The organism is Paenibacillus sp. FSL H7-0690 (genome assembly GCF_037980415.1).
GTDB lineage: Bacteria > Bacillota > Bacilli > Paenibacillales > Paenibacillaceae > Paenibacillus_AQ > Paenibacillus_AQ odorifer.
This window is the reverse complement of the sequence record NZ_CP150281.1, coordinates 393,154-412,878: the sequence shown is the minus strand read 5'-3', so window position 1 is coordinate 412,878 and position 19,725 is coordinate 393,154. Positions and strand designations below refer to the sequence as shown.

The following is a 19,725-nucleotide window of genomic DNA, read 5'->3' as shown; positions in this document are numbered from 1 at the left end:
TTGACGCTAGCAAATAAACAACTTATATTTAAGAATAAATATATCGTTCGTGACCTATTACGATGGAAGCACCCGTAATAAAGGCTTTTGCCTTTGCTACGGGTGCTTTTTTGTTGTCTTCAGGGATACGGACAAAAGGAGGAGCGAATTAATGAACGCACTAAAGTCATTCCCCTTACTACTACTGGTGATCCTGCTATCGTTAAGCACATCAACGGAAGCTTTTGCTGCAGCAACGACTGAATTAACACCCTCTATTCAAGCGGCTTTTGATCTAACAGCTGCGACTGCCGACGGTCCTACAAGGATAAAGATGACTAATCTGTACAATGATTTATCTACTTTAAAGATGCAATACAATAATCGTGAGGAGCAGATCCGAACCCTTCACTATAATAATGAGCAAACACTGATTGCAGTACGTAAGCAAATTAAAGAGATTGATTTAGAAACCGTAGCTCAACTGGAGGCTACCGTTAAGAGCTGCAAACAGCACTATCAGCCCTTATTCGACCAGTACAATGCGCTTAATAAGCGTATCAAGATCGCCAAGGGTCTTAAAAACAAGACTTTGAATACCGTATTACAAGCCCAAGGTGATGCTATGAAGATCCTGGTTCAGTTGGCACGCAAAGAAATTAGCGACAGACAGAATCAGTTGAATGCAGCGAAACAGACACGTACCCGAAAGATAACCTATGCCCGCAAAACCTTGTCTGGCATTGATAGTCCACAGGTCTCAATTAAATCAAACAAAAGCGTAGTCACCTCATTGAATAAACGGATTTCCGCAGATTGGAGTGACTTCAAAGCAGCGATTCGCAAGCAAAACCTTACATTAACCACTCAGTCTCTGTCCTCACTCGTCTCCGGTTACCGCCAAATCGCAACACACAAGCAAAAAATCATAGAATTAGAACAAAAGATTTCTGCTGTCATTGCAAATACGAGGAAACAGATCATTTAACGGACTTTTTCTTCTCATTCGCTCTGCGGTAAGCCATTACTTTGCGGTACATGCTTTTATCAGAAAGATGTTTAAAAATATACGGGTCCGGACTAGTATTCACTTCAATAATCCAAGGCGTCATGGATCTATCCAATCCTACATCGACACCAATCTGTCTAAACCCAGGATATTTCTTATGGTAGAAACGTCCGGTATCTTCTCCTAGCTTTCTCAGGATCTTAAGCATTTGCGCTTGCTGAGCTTCGTTTAGATAAGGAGACAGCAGCTTTTCCATAGCAGTTAGTTTGCCGCCGCTATGATAGTTGGTAACAATCTTACCTTTCTCAGCTACCCGACCGATCAGACCGGTAGTTTCCCATTTGCCCTGCGGGCTGAGCTGGACCATCACACGGATATCAAAGCGGTGTTTCCCGTGCTTTAGCAAAACTATTCCTCTCTGGATCAGGTAACTACGTCCACGCGTTGCTTTCTTTAAAGATAAATGGAAGGCGTCGAAGGTTCTAAAGGTTTTGAGTCTTGTTCCACTTTGGTACTTATATTCTGTTCCATGAGCCTCTCTACTCTGCTCAACCTTCATCACACCATTGCCATAGGTACCGTATTCCGGTTTAACATAAACCATTCCATATTTCAGCAGCATAGCTTTCAGATTGACTTTACTGAATTTTATCGTTTCGGGAATCAACGGTGAAATTTCAGCGCTTCGCATGAGCACCTTGGTTTTAATCCATTTGCTGGTCAATGCAGACTTTAACTTCTTTCCCAACTGTCCTCTCCCCTGTCCCTCAAAAAATAATCACGGCCTTAGTAAGCCTTAGTATTTTATGCTGCAACTGTACAAATGGCATGAGTGAAACGCCCTCTCCGCTTTCGGATGTATCTACTGTTTACTGTGTTGCATATGGTGGAAGAGGATATCCATTAGCGGATAAAAGGAGGCGTGAACCATGCACATTTGTATCATTGCACCGGAGCAGTTCCCAGTTCCGGGAGACGGTTCTGTAGAAATCTGCATTTGGGCCATTGCCAGAAGACTGGCGGAGAGACATAAGGTAACCATTGTAAGTCGGAAGGTACCTGGACTACCTGCTGCCACTATATTGGAGCAGGTCAGAATTATCCGATTGCCTGCAAGCACCCCAGCCCATTATCTTACTTCGGTATTAGAATACATTCAGAAAGAATCCTTTGACATCATTCAGGTTGATAATCGCCCCCATCTTATGTCTGCTGTAAAGAAGCAGCTTCCTCATATCCCGGTATTTCTGTTCCTGCACTCGCTTACCTTCACACCGGGTACAGATAAAGTGGCCAATGCCTTGGCAAAAGCGGATCTGATCATTGCCAACAGCCACTCCTTACAGCGAAGATTGGATCGCCGCTTCCCGAAACTGACCACAGGGATTCATATTGTCTTATTGGGAGCTGATCTTGACCGGTTTACCCCTGTGCAGATATCTGAAAAACAACAGCTTCGTAGTTTCTACAGACTCCCGCAGACCTTTACCGTTTTGTTCGTGGGTCGGGTTATCCCCCGCAAAGGGGTGCCTATATTAATACGTGCTATGTCGCATTTAAACAAACACCTCCCCGCTCATCTGGTCATCGCCGGCAAAGGCAAACCGTCGTACATACGGCAGTTGAAGCTCCTTGCACGGCGACTGAGAGTGTCTGTTACTTTTCTAGGAAATGTGGCTCATGAGAATATACACACCCTTTATCAGGCGGCAGACTGCTTTGTATGCCCTTCCCAGAATCATGAATCCTTCGGCCTTGTTAATGTAGAAGCTATGGCCTCCGGTCTACCTGTTATCGCTTCTAATAATGGGGGCATACGAGAGATTGTCGCCTCTGGCCATAACGGTTATCTGGTAGAACGATATCGCGAGGCTTTACCCTTTGCCCGGCATTTGCTGCGAATAGCCCGCCATCCACAATTGGCAGTTACCATCGGATCACAAGGGAGAGCAGATGCGCTTGAAGCCTTCAATTGGCAGCGAACCGCAAACCATTTAGAACAGCTGTATCAAGCTTCTGCAACACCACAGCAAGGGTACAGAACTCTTGCAGATGGAATGCAATTGTAGACTCACCCAAAGTAAGCCATCAACTGGCTGCTGGGTCCCTTTCTTTTTGAGCTTGCTTGAGCTAAACACCAATCTCCGTATGAATTAGGTAACATATGCGCATACAAGGTAGCTATCGGACACAGCTGACCCCAAACGCAGCTTTATCCCTCATTTGCAATGCTAAGGACCCTATAACCCCTATTGGCATGAAAAATGCCCCATATGAACGTCATCCATAGGAATAACGCCAGTGGAGTCCGCAAGCATGTTCCAAGAGCCAAGAACTAACAAATAACGTCATATCGGTCCATAAGCCTCAGAGGAGGATTATTACTCCACGATGCAGACAGGCCATGAGCAACAACAAAAAGCAGCGATCCTCCCTCACGGGAGAATCGCTGCTCTTCTTTATTCCTTATTTTACAATAAATAGTAAGTTTCATTCAAATCAATTGAATAACTGTAAGCACAAGCCCTACGACAAACCCGCATAAAGCTCCGTTCACACGAATCCATTGCAGGTCTTTACCCACTTTATCTTCCAGCATATTCACTAGACTAGCGTCATCCATGCTGTCCAGATTCTCTTTTACCAAAAGACCTATTCTGTAGTGGTTAGCCTCTACAAAGGCAATTAGCGAAGCGCGAATCCGCTCTTCCCAGCTGCTGATCCATTCTTGTTCCTTGCCAATACGACGTACAAGCAGGGTATATAACGTGAACAGCTTGCGTCCGCCAGCCGCCCGATCTTCCTCCAATAGGGAAATTGCTTTGCTGCGAATGTTCTCCAATTGCGCATGCAGGAATTCGGTTGCTGCTTCGCCTTCAAGCTCATTCAGTGCCCATTCTTTTAATGAAGCCAGTCTAGCCTCGTCATTAACAATCTGGAACAGGGCCACTCGAATCTCGCGGATAATCTCTTCACGGTATGGGCTATCCTCTTCCCGAAAATCGCGGATACCGGACTGCAACATACCTTGCAGCATTTCACCAAGCATATCTGCATCCATAAACCCGACAAAAGCCTGAAAAGCCATACCTTTAAGTCCGCCAAGCTTCACTTCAGCTAATTTCTCGCTGGCAATCTTGCCCAGCATAGCCTTCGTTTCAGGACGTCCGCTCCAAGTAGATACCCCTTCCAGCGCATAGTCCAGAGCAGCTACATCTTTACCGTCATTCATTAACTTAGTAACTATTTTATCAGCCGCAACGCCAAGCTCAGCTTCACGAACATATTCGGAGGCTGCCTTTTGCAGAAACGGTACGGCCTTCTCTACCGGAAGACGAGACACGAATTCGCCAAGCTGCTCCAATATTTGTACTCTTGCCTTCTTTTTACTAAAGAACTTTGTCAGTAGCTTGGAGCCCATTGATATAAAGCCAAACTTACGCAGCTTGTTCTCAATGCTTTGCTTGTTAAGAAGCTCAGTCTCCATCGCGGTGATTAGTGATTGGATGATCTTATCGCGATTCTTGAGCAGTAGTGAGGTGTGTGGAATACGTAGCCCCATCGGATGGCGGAACAGCGCCGTTACCGCGAACCAGTCGGCAATCCCCCCTACCAAACCGGCTTCGAAACCACCTCTCAGTAGAATCACGGCTAGGTTTTCAGGTAGAAACAGTGTAAGCAGAAACCCACATGCCATAAAGGCGAGTGACATGGTGGCTAAGTTTTTGGATCTCATAAATAGTCCCCTTTACATAAGCAGCTGCCGATGTCCTTACACAGGAAAAATACCGTCGGTCACGTTCCACGAACATAAGCTGACGATAGATTCGGCTAGTCGGTTAGTTTGATAACTATTGTACCACGACTGAACTATTATCTAAAAATATACTGTAAAAACCTCTTATCTCTTGTTGGACGTTCATTATTGTACAGTTGCATGAAAATGGTTTTTGGTTTTCAGAATATTAATGATAAGATACAAGTAACGTTTCAATACCCCTTAAAAAGTACCACTTTACCTGGAAAAGGAGCTCATACAATATGCTGATTGCTTTAGATATGGATGGAACATTACTGAACGAAGAAGGAAACATCAGTCCAAAAAACCGCGAAGCTATTATAAAAGCTCAGAAACTAGGTCACATTGTTATCATTGCCACAGGCCGCTCTTTTATGGATGCAGAACGTCAGCTTCGGCTAGCGGATCTGGAATGTCCTGTAGTCAGTCTAAATGGCGCAGTCGTCACATTATTTGATCGCACCCTCGCGGCAAGCACGCCGCTGAATAAAGCAGACATCATTCCCGCTCTGCGCTGGATGAACGAAATTCCGGACTTGTATTACGAGGTATACACTGAGGATAACGTTTATGTAGAGCTGAACAAACGTGTACGGTTAGAGAAATTATCTGCACTAAGCGATGAAGAAGTTCCTGAAGAAGTCAGCTGGCTGCTGAAAGCAATGATCGATCAACAGTTTCAACAAGCAGCGGTTACCTATGTGGAGAGTATGGAAGAGGTGTGGAGCAAGGAGGAAAATGTTATTTATAAAACATTGGCTTTTTCTCTAAACCGAGAGCTGCTCAAGGAAGCTTCCACCCGCTTCGCAGCTATTCCGGGCTTAATTATTACCGCCTCCCATGTAAATAATATTGAGATTAACCATGAAGAGGCCAACAAAGGCTCCGGTGTAACCATGCTTGCTGACCATTATGGTATCCCGCTAGCGGATGTAGCTGTCATGGGCGACAGTTATAACGATCAGCCGATGTTCGAGAAGGCCGGCTACCGGATTGCTATGGCTAACGCAGCGCCAATTCTTAAGGAAATGGCGGAATTCATCACCACCAGTAATGAGGAAGACGGAGTCGCGGCAGGAATTGAGCATCTTTTGAAAAGAAATTCTAAAAAATAATTTCTGCATAAAGCAGCGGATGCACAAATAGCACCGTGGGCAGTTCTGCTCACGGTGCTATTTGTGGGTTTATTTTTGCTGGGTAGGGGTCTCTCATTTACACTTTAGGTTTAGGTTTAGGTTGTGGCGTGCCTATAGCTTACTTGTGGCTTGCCTATAGCTTACTTATCGCTTTCCTGTAGCTTACTGTGGCTTACCTATAGCTTACTTATCGCTTTCCTGTAGCTTACTGTGGCTTGCCTATTGCATCCCCCGTCCCTCTCAAGAATTAGTTGTACTTCGTACAGTTAAATGCCCTCTTTTAGGCGCTAATTCGGATTTAATTGCACTCTGTACACTTATATTCAGCAAATCTATTCAAAACGCAAAAATTCGCGATTTTTAACTGTACAAACTACATCTAAATCGCAAGACATTCGCTACTCCACGAAATAGTTGCACTGAATACATCTATTTCACTTCAGCCGGTCAATCTATCCATATCTATAGCTGCCCCAGGTTAAAGCGAACTACCTTTCCATTCATCCCAAATCATCAAGGAAGCTGTCCTCCCCCTCCCATTCGGCAGACACTCGTACGTAGTCATCCACCTCAGGAAATTCCAACAGTTCAATAATAATCAATTCGAGCGCTGTAATGGCCCGCAGTCCATGCTTCGTACCAGCAGGTACCGTGACCGTGTCCCCGGCGGCAACCGCATGAAGATGGCCATTCATCCGGTATTCTCCATTCCCAGAAAGAAAAGACCAAACTTCTTTAGTATGCCGATGAAAATGGTAGCTGGTGTGCTCGCCTGCCAAAATAGTTATTTTAGAGGTCGTAACCTCAATACCTGCCGCCGTACGAGAGAAGTCCAAAATGCGTGAGGTGCCCCAGCGTTTTTCTTCAATCATCGGCTTCGCTGCAGGGCCCTCCAGCTTCTGCTTAATTCGTTTTGCCTGCTCTATCCCAGCAACCAAAATGCCATCTGGCCCCGACGCCACGATTAAACCAGGAGCGCCGATGATATGCACAGGACAAGAGAGTTCGTTGATCAAATGGGTACCTTTTGAATCCTCAGAAATACTCCCACTGCCAATTACTCTTCCTTGCAAATGGGGAACAAGTGCATCCCAGCTGCCAATATCCGCCCACACCCCAATATAGGGGATGACTATCGCACGCCGCGTGTGTTCTAGCACCTCATAGTCAAAGCTTCGTTCTGGCAATTGATCATAATGCTCCATAAACTCCATGTAATCTACTGGAAGATCCCGTTCCACCATACTTGAGAGCAGGTACCCTAATGAGCAGGAAAACACGCCGCAATTCCACAGTCCTCCCTGAGAAATGAACTCGGCGGCTGTCGATTCGTTCGGTTTCTCCGCAAACTGCTTAACATTTAAAAAAGACGTCCCCCCTACCCCAGACCCTTCACCCGGCAGAATATAACCGAACTGTGTAGAAGGAAATTCAGGTAAAACACCAATTAAAGCAATGTCCGCTTGTGATTCGGCAAGCACACTTGGAAATTGATGAAGCTGTTTAAAAAAAGAAGTCTCCACATACGAATCCACCGGAATGACCACTACGATCTCTTTTGAGTCCATACCCTTCACAGAATGCAGATAACTTGCCGCCAGAGCTACTGCAGTAAAAGTCCCCCGTTTCTGCGGCTCCGCTAATAAAGGGACTTGAGCACCAACGGATTTGCGAGTAATCTCCACCTGACTGCGATGAGTCACTATGCAGCTTGAATCCAACAAACCTACCTCTTCCAGCCCTCTGCATACCCGCTCGATCATCGACTCCATACCGCCAGCTTCTGTTGGAAGCAGCCTTAAAAAAGCTTTTGACCTGATCTCATTTGATAGCGGCCACAACCGCTTCCCCGATCCCCCTGAAAGGAGTACGATCTGCAACCCTATCGCCCCCCTGCGCTGGATTTAGCCCCCGGTGTTCTCACATACCCCTTTCGTTTATGAAAAGACAATGATCTATACTTCTCAGCCAGCTGATTCACTTTCTGCTTGGATAGCTGTCCTGCATTCATATGGAGACCTTTATTACGCGCTTTTTGAATTTTCATTCCCTCGCGATTCTTCGAATACAGGTAATTGGCATAGGTTTCGAATTCGGAAAAGGCAAATTGCTTGGAGCGGTTCATACTGTGTAAAATAGCTCGATACCAGGGCATTTGGTGTTTTGCTTCTATCTCTCTTTTCATTTGGGCCAATTGACTGCGTTCAAACAGCATATAATGGGTCACAAATGATGATTTTGCGGTCACCTTGCGGCCCATGAGTTTCTTATAGGTTACAAAATACTGTGGTTGGCTCCAGTTCCGGCTGTAAAAGAGTGTCTTGCCATTCGCCCGAAAATGGTGGGGGGTGATCAGAACGGTATCCGCATCAATGACCAAAAAATAATCCGCCGTGCAGAGCTTGTCGCCATTCAGCTTCAGCAGCTGTTGGAATAGCCAGCCGGAACGTTCCCAGGTGCGTGAGCGGTAATGAATGTCTTTTTTCGTAATCGGCAGCACCGTATTCTCGTCAATAAAGGTACAGCCTTTTGTGCGGCAGAACTCAATCATCCGTTTCTTTTTGGGAGCAACAATTAATATCCGGCCGATGGGATGCTTAACCTGCTTTCTAACAGCGTCAATCACATGGGGAAGGGTCTGTAAATCTTTTTCAATCGCGGGAATCAGTACATCTATAGTAACGGCATGTCTGATGCGGGCCTTACTGGGCGAGGGCATAGGGTCATCTCCATATCATGTTTTTGCTTTAGGATATGAGCATGATAGGAAAAGGGAATGGGCATCACAGAATTGTTCAGGAGAGTGGCAAATGTGCGCTGGACAAGCCTGCGATGTGCGGGGCAGAAATTTTTATATTTTAAAAATAGAAGCAGACCTGCACCCGGCGCCCTTTACTGGGGCAAATATGCCTCTCTTTTCGCTTATGGAGGCGGATTTGCCCTTTTCTAGGGCATTTTTGCCCCTCTTCTACGTCGCAGCTCCTCTTCTGCTCATTTCTAGGGCATATATGCCTCTCTTTTCGCTTACGGAGGCGGATTTGCCCTTATTTAGGGCTTTTTTGCCTCTCTTCCACGTCGCTGCTCCTCTTCTGCTCATTTCTAGGGCATATATGCCTCTCTTTTTGCTTATGGAGGCGGATTTGCCCTTATTTAGGGCATTTTTGCCTCTCTTCCATGTCCCAACTCCTCTTCTGCTTCTTTCTAGGGCATATATGCCTCTCTTTTCGCTTATGGGGGTGGATTTGCCCTTATTTAGGGCTTTTTTGCCTCTCTTCCACGTCGCTGCTCCTCTTCTGCTCATTTCTAGGGCATATATGCCTCTCTTTTTGCTTATGGAGGCGGATTTGCCCTTATTTAGGGCATTTTTGCCTCTCTTCCATGTCCCAACTCCTCTTCTGCTTCTTTCTAGGGCATATATGCCTCTCTTTTCGCTTACGGTGGCGGATTTGCCCTTTTCTAGGGCGTTTTTGCCCCTCATTCCGCCCACGCAGCCACTTTCCATCCAATCTACGGGATTTATACCGTACATTCCGCCCACGCAGCCACGATCCAGCTAATCTACGGGATTTATACCGTACATTCCGCCCACGCAGCCACTTTCCATCCAATCTACGGGATTTATACCGTACATTCCGCCCACGTAGTCACTTTCCATCCAATCTACGGGATTTATACCGTACATTCCGCCCACGCAGCCATATTCCAGCTAATCTACGGGATTTTTACCGTACATTCCGCTCACGCAGCCACATTCCAGCTAATCTACGGGATTTATACCGTACATTTCGCCCACGCAGCCACATCCCAGCTTATCTACGGGATTTATACCGTACATCCCGCCCACGCAGCCACTTTCCATCCAATCTACGGGATTTATACCGTACATTCCGCCCACGCAGCCACAATCCATCCAATCTACGGGATTTATACCGTACATTCCGCCTACGCAGCCACAATCCATCCAATCTACGGGATTTATACCGTACATTCAGTCCACGCAGCCACATTCCAGCCTATCTGTGGGATTTATACCGTACATTCCGCCCACGCAGTCACATTCCAGCCTATCTACGGGATTTATACCACCGTTGTGTCCCACTCCCACACCAATCCCCATATTTTTACTGGCTCAATATCCAACACTTTTCCTGTGCAGTAAAAAGCCTGGGATGGTATATTGTAGATTGGCTAAATTTTCGGCACATTTTAAGATGAACTCAAACATCATAGAACTAGATTTGTTGAGACCACTCTATACAGAAATAATGAAGGTGAATCTATTGAATAAGCTTTTATTTCATAATATCCCACTGGGAGCTACTGGTGAGCGGATCCCGCAAGCGGCTGTGGCCTCAGCGCAGACAAGCCAAGAACTGGTGAAGCGGGAGGATGAGGACTCCGCTTATTTTCGCAGGCTGGAAGAAGGCGGCATCCTGCTCAATCGTCCGCAGATTTCTGCGGTACGGCATCATAAAGGGCCGCTTCTAACACTGGCCGGCGCAGGCTCCGGCAAAACCTCGGTTCTGATCTGCCGAACCGGTTATTTGTTGTCCGTGCGCGGTGTCTCGCCAAGTCAGCTGCTATTGCTGACTTTTTCGAGTAAAGCTGCGGCGGAAATGCGCGAACGGATCGCCCTATTACCGGGAGTAGGCCCAGCGGACGTCGCGCGGCTGCAGGCCCGCACGTTTCATTCCTTTTTCTTATTTTTCTTGCGCAGACAAGGATTGCAGCAAGAGATTTTCAGTGAGACGCGGCGCCAGCACATCCTGTTGAAACAAATCATGCGTGAGCTAGGGCTACCTAAAGATGCCTATCCACCGGAAACGCTACTCTCCCTGCTCTCTTCCTGCAAGATGAACATGGGTACCGTAGAAGGCTTGCCTGAAGGAACCACCGCTGAAAAAGAAATGAAATCCATTCTGGAAATCTACGAACAATGGAAACTAGACAATTTTAAAATCGACTTCGATGATGTCCTCTTAATCGCCTATCGGATGCTGAAGGAGCGTCCTACGCTTTTACAGGAATTGCAGATGAGATATCTATACGTGATGGTGGATGAGTTTCAGGATACCAATGCCCTGCAATACGAATTAGTCAAAATGATTGCTCACCCGCAGCATAATCTGATGGTGGTTGGCGACGATGACCAGACGATTTATTCCTTCAACGGGGCACGCAGTGAATTCATTCTGGAATTCGAGAAGCTGTACCCGGGAGCAAGGGTTATTACACTTGATATTAATTACCGTTCTGGTCCAGCTATAGTCGGACTCGGCAACGGTATTATCCGGCACAATACGCGCCGGCGTTCCAAAACCCTGCAAGCTGCCAAAGGGAGCGGGAGTCAGCCCCGGTATATGCGTCCCCAGACAGCAGACGAGGAAGCTGAGCAGATGGTTGAGCATATTTTAAACGAGGTTTCGAGCGGCAAAAGAGAATATAGCGACTTCGCCATGTTATATAGAGCGTCCAGCAGCAACCGGGCCGTTCTGGAATTACTTCTTTTACGCGATATTCCCTATATTGATTATGGAGAAGGGCAATTACTGTACGAACACTGGCTAATTTCCCCGGTCGTGGATCATATGCGTCTCTCCGTGAATCGGCGGAATTTTGCGGCTATGGAGAACATCCTGCCTACTCTTTATATGAACCGTGAAAAAGGTATGAATCACATCCGGCAGATGGAAGCTAGACAACCAAAGCAAGGCCCACTAATCCATCTGTTGTCCATGCCCGGCATGGAGGATTTCAAGGGCACTAAGCTTAGAGAGCGGCTGGATCTAATTCGCAATATGCGCGAGTTAACCCCAGTCCAAGCGATTCGCCAGGTCCGCACGCAATTCTATGATTATTTCATCGAAGCGAATGAGCGGCATCAAGCAACCTTGCATCGCGAAACGTTAAAAGAAATGCTAGATGAACTAGAATCGTCTGCAGAGCGATTTGATAGTATTCCTGCCTTTTTGGATTTCATAGATAATGTTACGGAACGTAATGAACATAATCGTCAGCCGGGCACCAAAGAACAAGGGAATCGGATCGCGCTTATGACCATTCACAAATCCAAGGGATTAGAGTTTCCTGTGGTCTTTTTGATTGGAGCCTCTGAAGGAATTCTCCCGCATAGCTCCGCCCTGGAGGGCGACCGGCTCAAGGACCGCAAGCTGGCCGCTGCAAATAGTGGAAGTTCAAGCTTGGCTGCCCTGGAAGAGGAGCGAAGACTGGCTTACGTAGCTGTTACTAGAGCCCGGGAAGAGCTATTTATCAGTTCACCTGCGAGGCATCGAGGCAAAAAAGCAGAGGTCTCCCGCTTCATGTTATCAGCCTTCCGCTCTGCCGTTTCTTCCACAGCAACGACTACGGTGAGCAGAACAGTGACAACAAGATCCTTACCTACCAGCCGGACAACTGCGACAAGAACCCATGTCGTTGCGGTATGGAATTGTACAAGCAGTACCTGTCCTGGCTGGACACGCATGAAAGCGGGCGGAGCTGAGGATCATTTAACCTCAAAGCCCTGCCCGTTATGTAGTTCCCCTATGGCAAAGGACCAACGAGAAGTTCCTGTATGATTCAACGCAAAAAAAGCAAGTTTCCTCTTCCCTGGAAACTTGCCTTTTTTATAAAAATATATGTTTAAGCTGGAGTTACTACCGCTTCTTCTTCCTCTTCTTCATGCACAGTCTTGATCTGGATCATTACGGTTGACGGTTCGGTCAACACTTCAATACCGTCCTTGAAGATCAGATCAGAGACGAGCAACTGGTCGCCAATATCCAGTCCGCTGATATCCACTTCCATGGAGGTAGGAAGATCTTCAGGCATACAGCGAACTTCCACTTCATAAATTTCAACCTGAAGCGTGCCGCCTGCTTTAATCCCTACGGCTTCACCTGCAAAATGAATAGTCACCTTGCTGTCCATGCTCTTTTTCATATTTACATGTTGAAAATCAATATGCAGAATTTTGCCGGACAGGGTATCCTTCTGAATGTTCTGAACCACGACCGGAACCTCTAGCTCTTCCGATACCTTACCTTGCAGAATTGCGCGCGGATTCTTTTTGAGAATGTCCAGAAGTTCTTTTTCATTCACTTCCAACGTCAGAGTCTCTTTACCAATACCATATAATACAGCCGGAATACGTCCTTGCTTACGCGCCTGATTGATGTTGGACTTGGTGTCAGTCTTACGTGTGTTGAATTGAATAAACTTATTCATTGGGTTTCCCGCTCTCTTTGACCATAAATTCTTGTCACACCAAGTGTAACATGACCATATAATCTAGTCAAACTTACTGGAAGAACACTAGGATTCATATTCGTCAAATGGGTCAGCGATTTCAATCTGATACGCTTCTGCATCACTCACCCCTACAGACAATACCGCCCGGCCTCCTCCAAGACGTTTCAAGCCACCACTGAAGATGACATCCTCCAGTTCCTTGCGCTTGCCCGGACCCGCCGGAAAATCACTGCGGACTGCTATTATTTTGACAGGAGTTGCCTTATAAGTCTCAGGATTCAGCGAAAAAGCCATGGCATAATAGTGTTTGTTTCCGGCACTATCGAAGCAAGCAATGTGGCCCAATACGCCCACCATTCCACCCCGCAGCAGATGAGCTTCATTGGCTCCCCCCCACTCTTCGGGCACGAATTGATCCTGTAAAACCTCGGCATCAATGAAGGTCTGCTCATTTAGTTCGTCCAGCGAAGGAATCACTGTGAACCCAATCTGCCCCCGCCCACCCCGCTCGCCCTGCGGCCGGGTAAATACGCCTACACTGCCATTATCAAGCTCGATAAGCCGGATATCCTTCATCGTGCCGGGACCTGAAGAAAAGTGGGTCAAAGAATCGATGTGATATCCCCGGTAGAACTGGGTCACCCAGGAGACAATCCGGTGCGGATCATCCGCTGCCGTAATCACTTCCACCCCGCCCACAATAAGTTCCCCCCTGATCCGGGTCCAGCACGGGTCCTGTAAATTGTACGTATGCGTATGCGCACGAGGTCTCCAAACCCCATCATGGCATGTAAAAAAGAAGACTTGAGAGAACTCACTGTCCCGTTCCTCAACTCTTCCCATTAGTACCTCTTCCCCGTTATACATAAACGGGGCGGTTATATTATAGACATCCCGGTGCCCAACACCCGTGAACGTCATTTTATTTACAGTGGTTGTACCGCGTCCGGCATGATATGTATCCAGAAGCTGCTTACAGGTGGCTGTCCGTGCCGGGTTCCTTGTCATCGCCGTCCTCCTCGTAATCATTTGAACGATCGATCACCCAATCGTTGTCTTCCGCATCCATGGCAATCAGCTCGCCGGGCTGGACATTAAAGTATACACATAATTTTAGCAACAGATCCCTTGGATACTGCACCATCTCATTCTTATACATTCGGCGTACCGAATCAAAATGGTAATTGATCTCTTTAGCAAGCTTGCGGATCGATAATTTCGGATCATGCCTCTCCATGACCTCACTCAGTTTACTGCGTATGACTGGCATTCCTACACCTCCTCCAATAATATATCCGCACTAACCCCAAGGCGTCAATCGAATTGACAAGATAAAACGGTCATGTTACAGTGGGATTAGGAAATAATTTGCAACATTTCTAATTTCAGAAAACCAAATACCTTTCCCTATTCAGAAAATAGAGTCTTCTTTATTTTCTTTTTTTGTATCCAGACCAATCGCAAGACCATTAGGGAGGCTCTTTGAATGAAAAATACAGTCCGTAATCACAACATCGTGTTCCTGGGAACCAGTCTGCCGCGAGAGTGCGGTATCGCCACGTTCACACAGGATCTGCTAGATGAACTTATCCACCTTCCCGGCTTCAACCCGCCCCGGATTATTGCCATAAACAACAATGAAACCTACGCTTACGATCAGCAGGTAATACGGCAGATCGACCAGCATAATTACGCAGATTATATAGATACGGCCGATTTCCTCAACAATTCCGATACCGATTTGTTGGTCATCCAACATGAATTTGGCATCTACGGCGGAGAAAGCGGTGAATACCTGCTGCCCTTTGTCGAACGTTTGAACATTCCGTATGTTGTTGTTTTTCACACAGTGTTGACCAAGCCCTCCCCTAAGCAGCATCAGATCATCCGATGTCTGGCCGAGCGTAGCGTGCAGGTCGTGACGATGGCGGAATCAACCCTTACTGATTTATCTACTATTTATGAGATCCCAGTTTCCAAAATTACATTCATCCATCACGGTGTCCCTCAAGTGAGCACAGCTTCACGCTCCAGCCTCAAAGCACAATACGGTTATCCAGACCGCAAAATCCTCTCCACCTTCGGCTTCCTCAGTCCCGGCAAAGGGATTGAATACAGCATCGAAGCTATGCGCGGCGTGGTCAAGCGACATCCCGAAGCACTTTACATTGTCTGGGGCAAGACCCATCCGGTCGTCAAGCTGGAATCCGGCGAAGTTTACCGCCAGAAACTGACGGACCTCGTAGAAATGTTTGACCTGCAGGACAATGTCCAATTCGTCGATAAGTTGCTGACCCAAGAAGAAGTAATAGAGTCCTTGGTCATGTCAGATATTTATGTGACTCCTTATCTGGGTAAGGATCAGGCCGTCAGCGGCACCCTGGCCTACGGAGTCGGTTATGGCCGGGTCATCGTGTCGACCCCATACCGCTACGCCCAGGAAATGTTGGCAGAAGGCCGCGGTCTACTGGCTGATTTTCATGATTCTGCTTCCTTGGAAGCCTGCATTTTGCGCTTGCTGAATAGCCCCGCCCTGGTGCAAACGATGGAAGACCGTACGTTGAAGCTCGGGCTCACTATGCGCTGGAACGAAATCGCCAAAATCTATGCCGCCTTGTTCCACAGCCATATCCAGAGCTCGGCGTCAGCTGATCGGAGCGTGATTTAATGGAAACCTCCACCACAGTACAGGCTAAACCAGGCTATCTGCGCAGAATCACGGACGATACAGGAATCTTTCAGCATACCAAGTTTGGGGTTCCGGACCGTTCCAAGGGCTACACTACCGATGATAACGCCCGCGCCCTGATTGCTGCGGTCTTAATGTACGAGAATTCCCGGGATGCCGTGGCACTCGATCTCATTCATACGTATATCTCTTTTATCTATCATTCCCAGACAGCGGACGGCAATTTTCGCAATTTCATGGATTATAACCGCTCCTTTATAGAGGATAAAGGTTCTGAAGATTGCCAGGGACGTACCTTGTGGGCACTCGGGTTCGCCTTGTCGCATGCTGCTTCCCTGCCCGATAACCTGATGAATACCTGCCGGTATTTGATCGATCAGGCACTGCCGCATCTGGAAGCCTTGGGCTCACCTCGGGCTGGAGCCTATGCCATCATCGGCCTAAGTTATCTTACCGAAGCACCGGGCTCATTAGGTTATGCTTTTCCATACCCGCATACTGAAAACACGACCGAAGAAGCCGCCTTTCTGCCAAGGGCAACCATTGAGAGTCTGATCGAAAATATTGCGGTTCGGCTGCATAATCAATATACCCGCTATAAGGGACACGGCTGGAATTGGTTCGAGGACAGCATCACTTATGGCAATTCCATGCTGCCCTGGGCTCTGCTTCGGGCCTTCCTGATCTCCGGGAATAAAGACCTGCGGGAGACCGCCAAGGAAAGCCTGGATTTCCTAGCTTCCACCACCTTCTCCAGCAAAGGTTACTATAAACCGATCGGCAGCCATGGCTGGCTGCTGCGTGATGGGCTGGCTGCACCCTATGATGAACAGCCCATTGAAGCCTGCGAGATGCTGCTGGCCTGCCGGGAAGCAGCTGTTGTTCTTGAGGACCCCGCCTATCTTACGCAAGCAGAATTATGCTACAACTGGTATCTAGGGCATAATTCCTTGGGAATCCCTCTGATCGATCCGCAGACTGGTGCTTGTTATGACGGCATCCATGCCGCGGGGCTCAACCTGAACCAAGGCTCGGAGAGCATTATATCCTTCACAATTGCCCGGTTGGTGATGCATCATGAATAAATATGCTACGATCCTAGCCGGCGGGGGCGGAACACGGTTTTGGCCCCTGTCCAGACAAGAAATCCCAAAGCAGCTGCTGAATATTAGTGGCAACGACATTATGCTAAACGATACGATTGAACGCTTCAAAGGGATTATTCCTCAGGAGAATACAGTTATCGTTACTAATCGTACCCAAGCAGTATTGTTGGAGAGTATTATGCACAGCAGCGTTCTCAAAGCTAATATTCTAATTGAACCTGTGGCGCGAAATACAGCCGCTAGCATTCTTTTTGCAGCATTATCTATAGAGAAATCTCATGGCAATTCCTTAATGGTCGTCCTGCCTTCCGATCACTATATAACGGATGAGGAACAATTCCGTCTTACACTAGACGAAGCCTGTACTGTTGCCATGGAGTCAGACAAAATAGTAACCATCGGAATCAAGCCTACTTTCCCATCTACTGGCTACGGCTATATTGCCTTTGATAAGACGCCAATTGCGACAAGCCCAGTGGCTGTATATGATGTAGATGAATTTGTAGAGAAACCAAACTTTCAGAATGCACAGAGTTATCTGGCATCCGGTAATTATCTATGGAATAGTGGGATTTTTATTTGGCAGACCTCTGTCATTATTGATAATTTCAAACGTTATCTACCTCGACTCTACAAAACCATGCTGCCCATCAGTGATTGTTTGGGTACAGATCAGGAAGAGGAAGTTATTAATGCCATCTATCCAACGCTTCAGAATATTTCGATTGATTACGGCATTTTAGAACGCTCTGATGAAGTTGTCGTGCTTTCCGGGCAGTTTGGCTGGAATGATATTGGCAGCTGGGATGCACTGGGTTCAATCTTCCCTCCGGATGATGCAGGCAACATTATAAAAGCAAATCATGTGGGGATAGATACCCATAATTCAATCATCTATGGAAATGGCAGACTGATCACGACCATTGGTGTAGACGGGTTCATCATTGCGGATACTGGGGATGCACTATTAATCTGTCCCAAGGATAAAGCGCAGTCAGTCAAAGATATCGTGGAGCTTCTAAAGGAACAGGGAATGACAGAATATATCTAACAAAAAGGAATGCAAAAAGACGGGCCATTGCAATACATGCATGGTCCGTTTTTTATCTCATTATATAAGTTGAACAGTTTATAAATTTTTTTAAGCGCCAAACCTAGGTCCAAGCCCACAAGAACCCGTCTCGATCCCAAGCAATTCTCCCGCCATGGAGTTTCCGGAAAGCTTTCTTCACTTCTTTGGAGAGTGAGGCATTGCCGTTCTCATTCACAAATACAAATTGTTCTCCAAAATTCTCTTTCACATATTCAATCGCCGCCGTCTGATGCAAGGTACCCGTAAAACGAATCTCCTTCACCATCCATTCTGCTACTTCTTGTGCGGTTATTTCCATATGGATGCGCCTCCTCTCTGTGCTTACTGCTAAAATGTGCCCTCATTATAACATGAATACAGCCCAACCGGACAAACGTCCGAATTGGGCTGTATTGAAGTCATTTTACATCATTGTGGATAGATATGGTTCGACGGATAACGGGACTTCTGTCCTCCACTCACCATCAACAGAATCCCAGTAATTAAGTGCAAGAACCAGCCCACAAAAGGAATCCATGCCAATAAAGAAGTTATAATTCCTAGCACTGAACCGTAGATAGACTCACGGTCTCTTGAAGATAAAATCAATGTAATCACATGTAGGATAAACATCAACCCCAGAACGGAATACCCCGTGCCAATAACAATAGCAGCACCCAGAATTGGAATTGCCAAAATAATTTCACAGGAACCCGTAATCCATTTCATAGCTTTAGAAGCGCTCAATAGACAACCTCCTAATTGGGTAAAATATATGATTTTTCTCGTGCTAATTATTTTATTTCATACCAACGGCAAAGGTTCTTCCACTTTGTCATGAGATTGCTTCTGCACAAGTGGAGGCAAGCCCTCCTTACTCATTGCTGCTGAAGGGGCCAGCCCCAAACAGTGGCACATTAAAGGAGCCATTCGCAGCTGTGGCAGCATTTCTTCCTCTTTTTCTGAAGATAATACATCTACCCCAAACGTATATAATGGCACATTTCGCTCGGAAGGGGTTATCCCGCCGTGGTACCCATTTGCGTTCATTCCGTGATCTGCCGTAATCATAATCTTATAGCCCTGTTCCATCCAAATAGGCAAAACAGTGGCCAGCAGACCGTCGGCATTACGCACTGAAAGCTCATATTCTTTACTCTCTCCGCCATAACGATGCCCGGCGTCATCTATATTCATGGAGTGAATGTATAGGAAATGCGGATCATAGGCACTCCGTAAATACACAGCGTCGGCAAACACATGACTGTCGGGATAGTGATCCTCGAAATAAAAGCTGCCATGCTGAATGGGCTTCATCACATTGTGCTGATGGCGATCAGCCAGCGGATCAAAAGGGGCCGAATTATAAAGCTCACTGACCCAATGATAGGCGACAGCAGCTGTGCGCAAATTAGCGGCCACTGCGAGATGGAATACGCTCTCTTCATGGCTTGGTCTCACAATATGGTTAGCCGTAATTCCATTTTTGGACACAGGTGTCCCCGTCAAGAGCACTTCATAAAGCGGGCGTGACAGACTGGGCAATTCCGATTTCACTCGGTGACATGATATTTTCCCCTGCTCCACCAGATGCTCCATATACCCCATATATTCACGTGCGGCCTCATATCTAAGTCCGTCCAACACTACCACAATAAGTTTATTGTTCATTTCAGTCATCTTA

Annotated in this window: 19 protein-coding genes; 7 read left to right on the top strand and 12 right to left on the bottom strand. The window is 46.8% G+C overall.

The features are described from left to right. Positions 1-151: 151 nt before the first annotated feature. Positions 152-967, top strand: a complete 816-nt coding sequence (locus tag MHI32_RS01960; protein ID WP_076220534.1) for a hypothetical protein — start codon at positions 152-154, stop codon at positions 965-967. On the opposite strand, the gene MHI32_RS01955 is transcribed toward MHI32_RS01960, so the two are convergent. Further along, a complete protein-coding gene (locus tag MHI32_RS01955; RefSeq protein WP_232061115.1) occupies positions 960-1,736 on the bottom strand; it encodes a YheC/YheD family protein in 777 nt (258 codons plus the stop codon). The two genes, MHI32_RS01960 and MHI32_RS01955, sit on opposite strands and share 8 nt — an antisense overlap. Before the next feature lie 181 nt (positions 1,737-1,917). Between MHI32_RS01955 and MHI32_RS01950 the strand changes: the two genes are divergently transcribed. After that, the gene (locus MHI32_RS01950; RefSeq protein WP_076282372.1) at positions 1,918-3,057 is read left to right on the top strand and encodes a glycosyltransferase family 4 protein; all 1,140 of its coding nucleotides are present in this window, start codon (positions 1,918-1,920) and stop codon (positions 3,055-3,057) included. Between the two features lie 425 nt (positions 3,058-3,482). Here MHI32_RS01950 and MHI32_RS01945 read toward each other — a convergent pair whose 3' ends face one another. Next, positions 3,483-4,724 (bottom strand): DUF445 domain-containing protein, encoded by a 1,242-nt coding sequence (locus MHI32_RS01945; protein WP_340011811.1) that lies wholly within the window; start codon positions 4,722-4,724, stop codon positions 3,483-3,485. A 305-nt stretch (positions 4,725-5,029) separates the two neighbouring features. On the opposite strand from MHI32_RS01945, the gene MHI32_RS01940 reads away from it, so the two are divergent. Next, on the top strand, positions 5,030-5,902 hold the full coding sequence (locus MHI32_RS01940; RefSeq protein ID WP_340011810.1) for a Cof-type HAD-IIB family hydrolase: 873 nt from the start codon (positions 5,030-5,032) through the stop codon (positions 5,900-5,902). A gap of 521 nt (positions 5,903-6,423) precedes the next feature. Here MHI32_RS01940 and MHI32_RS01935 read toward each other — a convergent pair. The 4 genes from MHI32_RS01935 to MHI32_RS01920 all read right to left on the bottom strand — a co-directional run bounded on the left by MHI32_RS01935 (position 6,424) and on the right by MHI32_RS01920 (position 9,911). After that, a complete protein-coding gene (locus MHI32_RS01935) occupies positions 6,424-7,803 on the bottom strand; it encodes a sugar phosphate nucleotidyltransferase (protein ID WP_340011809.1) in 1,380 nt (459 codons plus the stop codon). 2 nt (positions 7,804-7,805) lie between these two features. Further along, complete coding sequence (locus MHI32_RS01930; RefSeq protein WP_076124729.1) at positions 7,806-8,642, bottom strand: DUF6492 family protein; 837 nt, start codon at positions 8,640-8,642, stop codon at positions 7,806-7,808. Positions 8,643-8,891: 249 nt separating this feature from the next. After that, positions 8,892-9,461, bottom strand: a complete 570-nt coding sequence (locus MHI32_RS01925) for a hypothetical protein (RefSeq protein WP_340011808.1) — start codon at positions 9,459-9,461, stop codon at positions 8,892-8,894. Between the two features lie 219 nt (positions 9,462-9,680). Then, positions 9,681-9,911 (bottom strand): hypothetical protein, encoded by a 231-nt coding sequence (locus MHI32_RS01920; protein ID WP_339189190.1) that lies wholly within the window; start codon positions 9,909-9,911, stop codon positions 9,681-9,683. A gap of 292 nt (positions 9,912-10,203) precedes the next feature. Between MHI32_RS01920 and MHI32_RS01915 the strand changes: the two genes are divergently transcribed. Continuing rightward, a complete protein-coding gene (locus tag MHI32_RS01915) occupies positions 10,204-12,501 on the top strand; it encodes a UvrD-helicase domain-containing protein (protein WP_340011807.1) in 2,298 nt (765 codons plus the stop codon). Positions 12,502-12,565: 64 nt separating this feature from the next. Here MHI32_RS01915 and MHI32_RS01910 read toward each other — a convergent pair whose 3' ends face one another. From MHI32_RS01910 to MHI32_RS01900, 3 genes are all read right to left on the bottom strand, one after another. Beyond that, positions 12,566-13,150, bottom strand: a complete 585-nt coding sequence (locus MHI32_RS01910) for a 50S ribosomal protein L25 (RefSeq protein WP_076101172.1) — start codon at positions 13,148-13,150, stop codon at positions 12,566-12,568. Positions 13,151-13,237: 87 nt separating this feature from the next. Beyond that, a complete protein-coding gene (locus MHI32_RS01905; protein ID WP_076186146.1) occupies positions 13,238-14,182 on the bottom strand; it encodes a DUF1861 family protein in 945 nt (314 codons plus the stop codon). Beyond that, on the bottom strand, positions 14,148-14,444 hold the full coding sequence (locus MHI32_RS01900; RefSeq protein ID WP_051491502.1) for a helix-turn-helix transcriptional regulator: 297 nt from the start codon (positions 14,442-14,444) through the stop codon (positions 14,148-14,150). Before MHI32_RS01900 ends, MHI32_RS01905 begins: the two co-directional genes overlap by 35 nt. 216 nt (positions 14,445-14,660) lie before the next feature. Here MHI32_RS01900 and MHI32_RS01895 point away from each other — a divergent pair, with 216 nt between their 5' ends. The 3 genes from MHI32_RS01895 to MHI32_RS01885 are packed head-to-tail and all read left to right on the top strand — an operon-like array spanning position 14,661 to position 18,020. Further along, positions 14,661-15,842, top strand: a complete 1,182-nt coding sequence (locus MHI32_RS01895) for a glycosyltransferase family 4 protein (RefSeq protein WP_076275948.1) — start codon at positions 14,661-14,663, stop codon at positions 15,840-15,842. Next, complete coding sequence (locus MHI32_RS01890; protein WP_340011806.1) at positions 15,842-16,948, top strand: glycosyltransferase; 1,107 nt, start codon at positions 15,842-15,844, stop codon at positions 16,946-16,948. Before MHI32_RS01895 ends, MHI32_RS01890 begins: the two co-directional genes overlap by 1 nt. Continuing rightward, a complete protein-coding gene (locus MHI32_RS01885; protein ID WP_036687341.1) occupies positions 16,941-18,020 on the top strand; it encodes a mannose-1-phosphate guanylyltransferase in 1,080 nt (359 codons plus the stop codon). Before MHI32_RS01890 ends, MHI32_RS01885 begins: the two co-directional genes overlap by 8 nt. A gap of 103 nt (positions 18,021-18,123) precedes the next feature. On the opposite strand, the gene MHI32_RS01880 is transcribed toward MHI32_RS01885, so the two are convergent. The 3 genes from MHI32_RS01880 to MHI32_RS01870 form a co-directional block, all read right to left on the bottom strand. Further along, the gene (locus MHI32_RS01880; RefSeq protein WP_036687339.1) at positions 18,124-18,360 is read right to left on the bottom strand and encodes a hypothetical protein; all 237 of its coding nucleotides are present in this window, start codon (positions 18,358-18,360) and stop codon (positions 18,124-18,126) included. Positions 18,361-18,470: 110 nt separating this feature from the next. Continuing rightward, positions 18,471-18,788, bottom strand: a complete 318-nt coding sequence (locus MHI32_RS01875) for a hypothetical protein (RefSeq protein ID WP_036687337.1) — start codon at positions 18,786-18,788, stop codon at positions 18,471-18,473. 57 nt (positions 18,789-18,845) lie between these two features. Further along, the gene (locus MHI32_RS01870; RefSeq protein ID WP_340011805.1) at positions 18,846-19,721 is read right to left on the bottom strand and encodes an alkaline phosphatase family protein; all 876 of its coding nucleotides are present in this window, start codon (positions 19,719-19,721) and stop codon (positions 18,846-18,848) included. Positions 19,722-19,725: the final 4 nt, after the last annotated feature.